The organism is Falsiroseomonas oryzae (genome assembly GCF_027856955.1).
Lineage (GTDB): Bacteria > Pseudomonadota > Alphaproteobacteria > Acetobacterales > Acetobacteraceae > Falsiroseomonas > Falsiroseomonas oryzae.
The window spans coordinates 1-5035 of record NZ_JAPSMD010000391.1 but is presented as its reverse complement, the minus strand read 5'-3'; the positions used below and the strand labels follow the sequence as shown (position 1 = coordinate 5035).

Sequence of the window (5035 nt, the reverse complement as noted above, 5' to 3'; positions counted from 1 at the left end):
CGGCGTGCCGGCAGCGGAGCTGGTGGCCGAGAACCACGCGGTGGTGCACCGCGCCTCCGGCCGGCGGATCGGCTTCGGCGAGCTGGCGCAGGCCGCCGCCGCGCGCCCGCTGCCCGAGCAGGCCGCGCTGCGCCCGGATGCCGAGCTGAAGCTGATCGGCCGCGGCATGCCGCGCGTGGACATCCCGGCCAAGACGCATGGCGGCACGATCTACTCGATCGACTTCCGCCTGCCCGGGATGGTCTATGCCTACGCCAAGGTCTCCCCCGTCTTCCGCGGCGAGGCGGAGCGCATCGACGCGGCCGCGGCGCGCGCCGTGCCCGGCGTGATCGACGTGGTGCCGATCCCGGGCGGCGCGGCGGTGGTGGCGAATTCCATGTGGGCGGCGATGCGCGGCGGCGCTGCGCTGAACGTCACCTGGAAGGCGACGCCGAACGACCGCACCGGCTCCGCCGACATCACCGCGGCGATGAAGGATGGGCTCGCCGGCGCCCAGGCCGCCGTGTCGCGCAACGACGGCGACGTGGAGGCCGCGCTGCGCGGCGCCGCGCGCGTGGTGGAAGCGGACTACGAGGTGCCCTTCCTGTCGCACACGCCGCTCGAGCCCTGGAACATCAACGTCCGGATCGAGGGCGACCGGCTGGAGATCTGGGCGCCGACCCAGAACCAGGACCGCCTGGTGAACCGCGTGGTGCGCGACACCGGGTGGGACCGCGGGAAGATCCGGCTGCACACCATGCTGCAGGGCGGCGGCTTCGGCCGGCGGCTCTACGAGGACATGCCGGGCGCGGCCGTGATCGTGGCGCGCGCCGTCGGCAGGCCGGTCAAGATGTTCTGGACGCGGGAGGACGAGCTCGGCCAGGGCTGGTACCGCCCGGCGCAGATGGCGCGGCTGCGCGCCGCGCTGGACGCGCAGGGCAAGGTCACCGGCCTCTGGGTGCGCACGGCCGGCACCTCGATGAACCGGGACTTCAACAACTTCCAGGGCGACCTCGACGCCAGCTCGGTCCAGACGCTGAACGACACGCGCTACCGCACCGGCGCCTATCGCGTGGACTATGTCCGCCGGCAGTCGCATGTGCCGACCATGCCCTGGCGGTCGGTCGGCGCCACGCAGAACGGCTTCTTCATGGAGTGCTTCCTGGACGAGGTGGCGCAGGCCGCCGGCAAGGACCCGGTGGCGCTGCGGCGGGAGCTGCTGGCGCACGATCCGCGCGCGCTGCGCGTGATCAACACCGCCGCCGAGAAGGCGGGCTGGGGCACGCCCCTGCCCGCCGGCCGCGCGCGCGGCTTCGCCTTCGTCGAGAGCTACGGATCGCTCTGCGCGCAGGTGGCCGAGGTCTCGATGCACAACGGCCGCCCGCATGTGCACCGCGTGGTCGTGGCCCTCGACTGCGGCAAGCAGGTGCTGCCGGACGGCGTGCGCAGCCAGATCGAGGGTGGCGTCATCCAGGGCCTGTCCACCGCGCTCGGCGAGAAGATCGTGGTGGAGAACGGGCGCGCGGTGAACGTCAACTTCGACGGCTACCACGTGCTGCGCACCGACGACGCCAACTTCCAGGTCGAGGCGCATGTGATCGAGAGCGGGGAGCGGATGGGCGGCGTCGGCGAGCCGCCGGTCCCGCCGATCACGCCCGCGGTGGCGAACGCGGTGTCCGCCCTGGTCGGCCGGCGCATCCGGCGGCTGCCGATCCAGGACGAGCTGCGGACCTGACGCGAAGGGCGCGGCGCACCGGGACGATCCGGTGCGCCGTGCCCCACGGTCGGGCGGAAGGACCCGCGCTGAGCGGCTCAGCCCGTCTCCAGCCTGGCGACGAAGTGCAGCCCGCGCCCGAACACCAGCGAAGCCGGCCAGGGATAGAGGTCCACCCGGCCTTCCCACCGCGCGATGCGCAGGCCGAGCGTGCCGAAGGCGTCGCGCCAGCGGCGTTCGGGCCAGTAGTTGTAGGGCAGCGCCACGCCGTGGCGCGCATTGCCCACCCAGTCCATGAAGCGCAGCGTCGGGCCGGCGAGCAGGCCGTCTCGGCAATGGTCCTTGATCACGATGCTGCCGCGCGTCACGCGCGCAGCCTCGGCCAGCAGCACCAGCGGGTCGTCGGTGTGGTGCAGCACGTCCACGAACATCACGGCGTCGAAGGAGCGATCCGGGAAGGGAATGCGACGGCCGTCGAATGGCGTGACGGGGACATGGGTCTCCGGCCGCACCAGCACGTCGATGCCCTCGATCCGCAGGTCCGGACGCCGCAGCCCGATCAGCCTGTCGATCTGCCCGTCGCCGCAGCCGACATCGAGCACGGTTCCGCCTTCCGGCAGCAGGGGCGCGAGGCTTTCCGCCAGCACCCGGATACGGCGGGCGAACACGTACTCGCCATGCACGCGGGCGACGACACCCATCCGCATTTCCACCGGTTCTGTCGGAAAACGGATCGACACGCCCGCCGAGGGTAAAGTCAAGGGGGCGAATCGGGGCGACTGGATTCGAACCAGCGACCCTCTGCTCCCAAAGCAGATGCGCTACCAGACTGCGCCACGCCCCGCGAAGGCCGGCAACCTAGGGAAAGCCGGGCCCCGGGGCAAGGCGCGTGGCCGTCAGGGCTGGGTCCCGAACATCCGGTGCAGCACGCGGTCGCCCACCCGGATGTCCAGCCGCTCCGTGATGCCGCCCTGCAGCTCCAGCGTCGCGCGCACGGGCCCGCGGCTGTCCACCGGCGTCAGGGAGAGCGGCACGGTCCGTTCCGCGATGCGGTGGATCCGGCCATCGGCGGCGATGAAGACCATGTCGAGCGGCACCAGCGTGTTGCGCATCCACATGCTGCTCTCACGCGGCGCGCCCCAGTCGAAGATCATGCCCTCGTCCGGCTTCACCTCCTGGCGGAACATCAGGCCGATGGTCTGCTGGTCGGGGTTCAGCGCCATCTCCACGGTGAAGTCGTGCCGGCGGTTGTCGCGCGTGACGATGACCATGCGCTCGGTCGGCAGGCGCGGCTGCGGGCGGTCCACCCCGGGCTGGGCCAGGGCGCGGCCGGCCAGCAGCAGGCCGAGCGTGGAGAGCAGGGGGCGGCGGAGCATCATGCCGCGGAGGATGCCACGGCGGCCGGCGGGTCCGGAAGATCGCGCAGGGTGAAGGCCGCGAGGTCCCTGATCCCGCTGCGCACCGGGCCGGGCCGCGGCGCGTCGGCAATGGTGGTGAACCAGTGCTCCGGCGGGTTGCGGCCTGCCGCGCGCGACCAGGTGAGGGCCCGCAGCACCGCCTCGGCGGCCGGCGGGATGCGCGGCGGGATGGGCAGGCGGTTCAGCGTGGCCCAGATCCCGGCCCAGCAGCGTGCCACGGACCAGGGGTTGTAGCCCCCTCCCCCCAGCACGATCAGGCGCGGCGCCAGCGGCAGCAGCGCGGCGGCGACGGCGCGGTGGGACGCGTTGGTCAGCGCCAGGCGCGAGAGCGGGTCCTCCTCGATCGCGTCGGCCCCGCATTGCAGCATGATCGCCTGCGGGCGCAGGTGACGGACCAGCGGCAGCACGGCGTGGCGCAGCAGCCAGTCGAACTCGGAATCGTTGAAGCCCTCCGGCACCGGCAGGTTGCGCGCATGGCCGCCGGCACGGTCCTCGGCCCGGCCGGTATGCGGCCAGCGCCCGGCCTCGTGGATGGAGACGGTGAAGACGCGCGGATCGTCGTGGAAGGCGAGTTCCACGCCGTCGCCGTGATGCGCGTCGATGTCGAGGTAGAGGATGTTGGTCAGCCCCGCATCGAGCCAGCCGAGCAGCCCCAGCACCGCGTCGTTCAGGTAGCAGAAGCCGCTGGCGCGGTCCGCCAGGCCGTGATGGGTGCCGCCGCCGGGCACGTGGACGATGCCGCCCTGCGCGGTCAGCCGCGCCGCCAGCAGGGTGCCGCCGGCGCCGGTCGCGGGGCGGCGGAACACCTCGCGATAGACCGGGTTGCCATGCGCGCCGATGTGATGCCGGGCGCGGTCCTCGGGCGACACCGCCTGCTCGGCCTCGGCCCGCACCAGGGCGGCGATGTAGTCGGGCGTGTGGAAGCGCGTCAGCTGGTCCGGCGTGGCGCGCGGACTGTCCCGGTATTGCGCGGGATCGACCCAGCCCATCGCCCGGATCAGGTCGAGCGTGGTCGAGACGCGCGGGATCGCCAGCGGGTGCTTCGGGCCATAGGTGGAGCCGCGATAGATCTCGGAGCCGATCAGGAGGGGGCGGGACACGCCTCCGACATGCCACGGCCCGCGGCACTTGCAAGTCCGTCGGCTTTGCCGCAGACAGCCGCCACACATCGGGGGGAGCCCATCGGGGGCTGAGAGGCGGGCGACCGCGACCCCACGAACCTGATCCGGGTCATGCCGGCGAAGGGAACGGTGTCCGCTCGACTGACGCCCGCACCGGGCTTCCGCATCCGGCTTCCGTCCGGCTTCGCCTTCGCCGGCGTGCCGGTGCTGGCGCCCTGCACCCTCGACGTCCCGCCGGGACGGACCACGGCGCTGCTCGGGCCTTCGGGGTCCGGGAAGTCCACCCTGGTACGCCTGGCCGCCGGCCTGCTGGCCGGGCCCGCGGGTGCCGCGGTGGAGACCACCGATGGCCGGCCGCTGGCCGGCCGCGTCGCCTGGATGGCTCAGTCCGACCTGCTGGTGCCCTGGAAGGACGCTTTGGGGAACGTGCTGCTCGGCGCGCATCTGCGCGGTCAGCGGCAGGACCGCGACCGCGCCCGCGCGCTGCTGGCCGAGGTCGGGCTGGCGCCGGCCGATGCCGCCAAGACGCCCGCGCAGCTCTCCGGCGGGATGCGGCAGCGCGTGGCGCTGGCCCGCACGCTGATGGAGGACCGGCCCGTCGTGCTGATGGACGAGCCCTTCAGCGCGGTGGACGCGCCGACCCGCCACCGCCTGCAGGACCTCGCCGCGCGGCTGCTGACCGGCCGGACGGTGCTGCTGGTCACGCATGACCCGCTGGAGGCGCTGCGCCTGGCCGACCGCATCCTCGTGCTGGGCGGCACGCCCGCCGTCCCGGCGGAGATCGCCCCCCCGGCCGGGCCGCC

5 protein-coding genes, 1 tRNA gene and 1 riboswitch are annotated in these 5035 nt (G+C 73.4%); of the genes, 2 read left to right on the top strand and 4 right to left on the bottom strand.

Annotated features, from left to right (window positions below; translation table 11 throughout):
• On the top strand, positions 1–1714 hold a 1714-nt coding region (locus OZN99_RS25205), incomplete at its 5' end, for a xanthine dehydrogenase family protein molybdopterin-binding subunit (RefSeq protein ID WP_270937991.1).
• Positions 1715–1791: 77 nt separating this feature from the next.
• On the opposite strand, the gene OZN99_RS25200 is transcribed toward OZN99_RS25205, so the two are convergent.
• From OZN99_RS25200 to OZN99_RS25185, 4 genes are all read right to left on the bottom strand, one after another.
• Positions 1792–2394 (bottom strand): class I SAM-dependent methyltransferase, encoded by a 603-nt coding sequence (locus tag OZN99_RS25200; protein ID WP_270937990.1) that lies wholly within the window; start codon positions 2392–2394, stop codon positions 1792–1794.
• A 69-nt stretch (positions 2395–2463) separates the two neighbouring features.
• Positions 2464–2537, bottom strand: a tRNA-Pro gene (locus OZN99_RS25195).
• A gap of 52 nt (positions 2538–2589) precedes the next feature.
• A complete protein-coding gene (locus OZN99_RS25190) occupies positions 2590–3069 on the bottom strand; it encodes a DUF192 domain-containing protein (protein WP_408611938.1) in 480 nt (159 codons plus the stop codon).
• Positions 3069–4211 carry an acetoin utilization protein AcuC gene (locus tag OZN99_RS25185; protein ID WP_270937988.1) on the bottom strand — a complete coding sequence of 381 codons (1143 nt, stop codon included), beginning with the start codon at positions 4209–4211 and terminating at the stop codon, positions 3069–3071. The genes OZN99_RS25190 and OZN99_RS25185 overlap by 1 nt, the downstream gene beginning before the upstream one ends.
• A gap of 61 nt (positions 4212–4272) precedes the next feature.
• Positions 4273–4376: riboswitch (TPP riboswitch) on the top strand.
• Between OZN99_RS25185 and OZN99_RS25180 the strand changes: the two genes are divergently transcribed.
• A partial coding sequence (locus tag OZN99_RS25180; protein WP_270937987.1) for an ABC transporter ATP-binding protein occupies positions 4362–5035 on the top strand: 674 nt, incomplete at its 3' end. (Overlaps the previous riboswitch by 15 nt.)